Consider the following 2,353-nt stretch of genomic DNA (forward strand, 5'->3'; position numbering starts at 1 on the left):
CGCGCCCTGCTGGCCGGACTTCCCGGGGCACCGGCCCCACGTGGGGCGCCCGCACGGCCGTCTTCTGCTGCGGGTCAGTCGCTCCCCGGCGACGACGTGTCACGTTCGGCGGAGGCGGGAGCCGCGGCAGCCGAGGGGGCGCGAGGACCGGACCGGGCCACCGGGGACTCCGACAGCGCCTTCGGCTGCGCCGTCCGCGACCGCGCGGCTCCCCGCTTGCCCAGCAGGAGGAGCCGGGCCGGACGTTCCACGGCCTCGTAGAGGACCCAGGACAGCCCCAGTGACACACCGAACATCACGGCGGTGACGGCCATGCCCGTCGGCGTGCCGTAGTGCGGGGAGTCGCCGAGCACGCTGACGCCGGCCCGCAGCACCAGCAGATGGACCATGTAGAAGGCGAACGAGAGTTCCCCGAGGCGGACGAGCCGCCGGTGGCGCCAGAGCGAGGGCAGTCCGTTCAGGTCCGCCACGGCCGCCGCCGGAATGAGCAGGGCGAAGCCGATGAGCGTGCACGGCGTGCCCGGATACCCCGCGGTGAACTGCGGGACGAGGAAGTAGCCGATGATCGCCAGGGCGAGGGAGGCCTCCGTGCCGGGACCGCGCCACCGGCCGAGCAGCACCAGCCGCGCGGCGGCGGCGCCGAGAAGGAACTCGGGCAGGCGCGCGGCGGGGAAGGAGTTCACCGTCTCGCTGAACCAGTGGTGCGCGTCGGCCCAGGCCAGCACCATGACCGCCACGATGGACGCCCCGACCAGCACGGCCAGGGCCCGGGTGTTCAGGCGGCGCAGCACCAGCGCCAGCAGCGGGAAGGCGGCGTAGAAGAACGCCTCGCAGGCGAGGGACCAGCTGACCGGGTCCAGGGTCTGCCACCACGGGCGCCACCAGGAATGCACCAGCAGCACGTTGGCCATCGCCTGCTTCGGCGTCGGCTTGGCCTGGTGGGCCAGGGTGAACGCCATGACCAGCGCGATCGCCGCGGTGACCAGGTGGACCGGGAAGATGCGGGCGAAGCGCCGCCGCCAGAAGGTCAGCACGTGGTCCCTCGGGCTCATCGACCACATGAGCACGAAGCCCGACAGCACGAAGAAGAACGAGACGCCCGTCGCGCCCGCCCCGAAGGCCCAGGTGGCGAAGCGGTTCCCGTCACCCCCGAAATAGCCGAAGTTGCGCACGTGCAGTCCGAAGACCAGCAGTGCGGCCACCCAGCGCAGTCCCGTGAGGGACGGCAGCGAAGGCACTCTCGTACCGGGGGGGAGTGTGGCGGTGGCGCCGATGGTGCCGACGGTCGCGGGTGGCGTCCGGGGCGCGCTGGTCGCCGTCGTCATCCGGTCACCTGCCTGGGTGCGTTAGTACGGGGCATGACGGGGAACGTTGCCCGTTCATCGCCTTTCATTCCAGTCCCGTAGCAAACATCACACCGCACTCGGCGCGCGAGTCGACGGCACGCTGTCCGGGGCTCGAACGACACCGGTACGGCCGACCGAGGGACTGTTTCCGCAGGCCATGCCTCACCCGAACGGACGCATGTGAGTTGTTACACAGACCGTGGGGCCGATCGGGGGAACGCGCCCCGGCGCCGCGCACCCGAAATGACGCGTCGTCAGAAACGTTTGTGCAGGTGATGCCACGGTTTTCGGTGTTCCAGGTGAGTGTGTCCTGGTTTCGCTCGGATCGATGGCCTGTGCAGGGGAGTGTTACGGATATGTCGGCGTTTTGTAACGCAAATCAGTCTGCCGGTCTCGCGCCGCCGCCGGGCGTCAGAGTTTGGGTCCTCGGCACCGAGCCGAGATCTCGGACAGCGTCCCGGCCTCAGGGTCGGTGCGCACGAACGAACGTGAGGGGACAGCTTCATGTCTGTTTCTCGTAACGCGCTCCGCATGATCGCCACCGGTGTGGCGTCCGCGGCGCTGGTGGGGTCCGCGGCCATGCCGGCCCTCGCCGACGGCGGCCACCACCACCGCGGCGACGGCTACGGCGACCGCTTCGGTCACTCGCAGGGCTTCCCCAGCTTCAGGGGTCACCACCGCGACGGCGACTACGACCGCTTCGGATACTGGGACCGGGGCCGTTACTACCGCTGGCAGCACCGGTACGACCGTGAGCGCATGGCCGAGCTGCTCCGCCTGCTGGCGATGCGCCACGGCTGGCACGGCTACCACCACGGTCACTACTGGGACCGCTAGTCGGTTCCGGCGGCAGGGCGGTCGAGGGAACTCTCGGGGCCCGCACCGCTCCACCGCCACCCGCCGCCCACGCGGCGGCAGCCGGCTCCCTCGCGTCCGCTTCCCCCGCACCGTCCGCTTCCTGCGCACCGTCCGCGGCCACCGCACCGGCCCGCGCGTCCGTCAGCCGT

General features: G+C 71.0%; 2 protein-coding genes. One reads left to right on the forward strand and one right to left on the reverse strand.

Annotated elements, in window-relative coordinates; genetic code table 11:
* Nucleotides 1-74 precede the first annotated feature (74 nt).
* Nucleotides 75-1,325, reverse strand: coding sequence for an acyltransferase (locus AB0C59_RS34760; RefSeq protein ID WP_363011856.1), 1,251 nt, complete (start codon nucleotides 1,323-1,325; stop codon nucleotides 75-77).
* 525 nt (nucleotides 1,326-1,850) lie between these two features.
* Between AB0C59_RS34760 and AB0C59_RS34765 the strand changes: the two genes are divergently transcribed.
* Complete coding sequence (locus AB0C59_RS34765) at nucleotides 1,851-2,183, forward strand: hypothetical protein (RefSeq protein ID WP_363011858.1); 333 nt, start codon at nucleotides 1,851-1,853, stop codon at nucleotides 2,181-2,183.
* The last annotated feature ends 170 nt before the right edge of the window (nucleotides 2,184-2,353 follow it).

This window comes from Streptomyces sp. NPDC048664 (assembly GCF_040650555.1).
GTDB lineage: Bacteria > Actinomycetota > Actinomycetes > Streptomycetales > Streptomycetaceae > Streptomyces.

Excerpts from the sequence above, each read along its gene's own strand:
- AB0C59_RS34760 (WP_363011856.1), bottom strand. The coding sequence starts at position 1,325 with ATGACGACGGCGACCAGCGCGCCCCGGACGCCACCCGCGACCGTCGGC.
- AB0C59_RS34765 (WP_363011858.1), top strand. The coding sequence starts at position 1,851 with ATGTCTGTTTCTCGTAACGCGCTCCGCATGATCGCCACCGGTGTGGCG.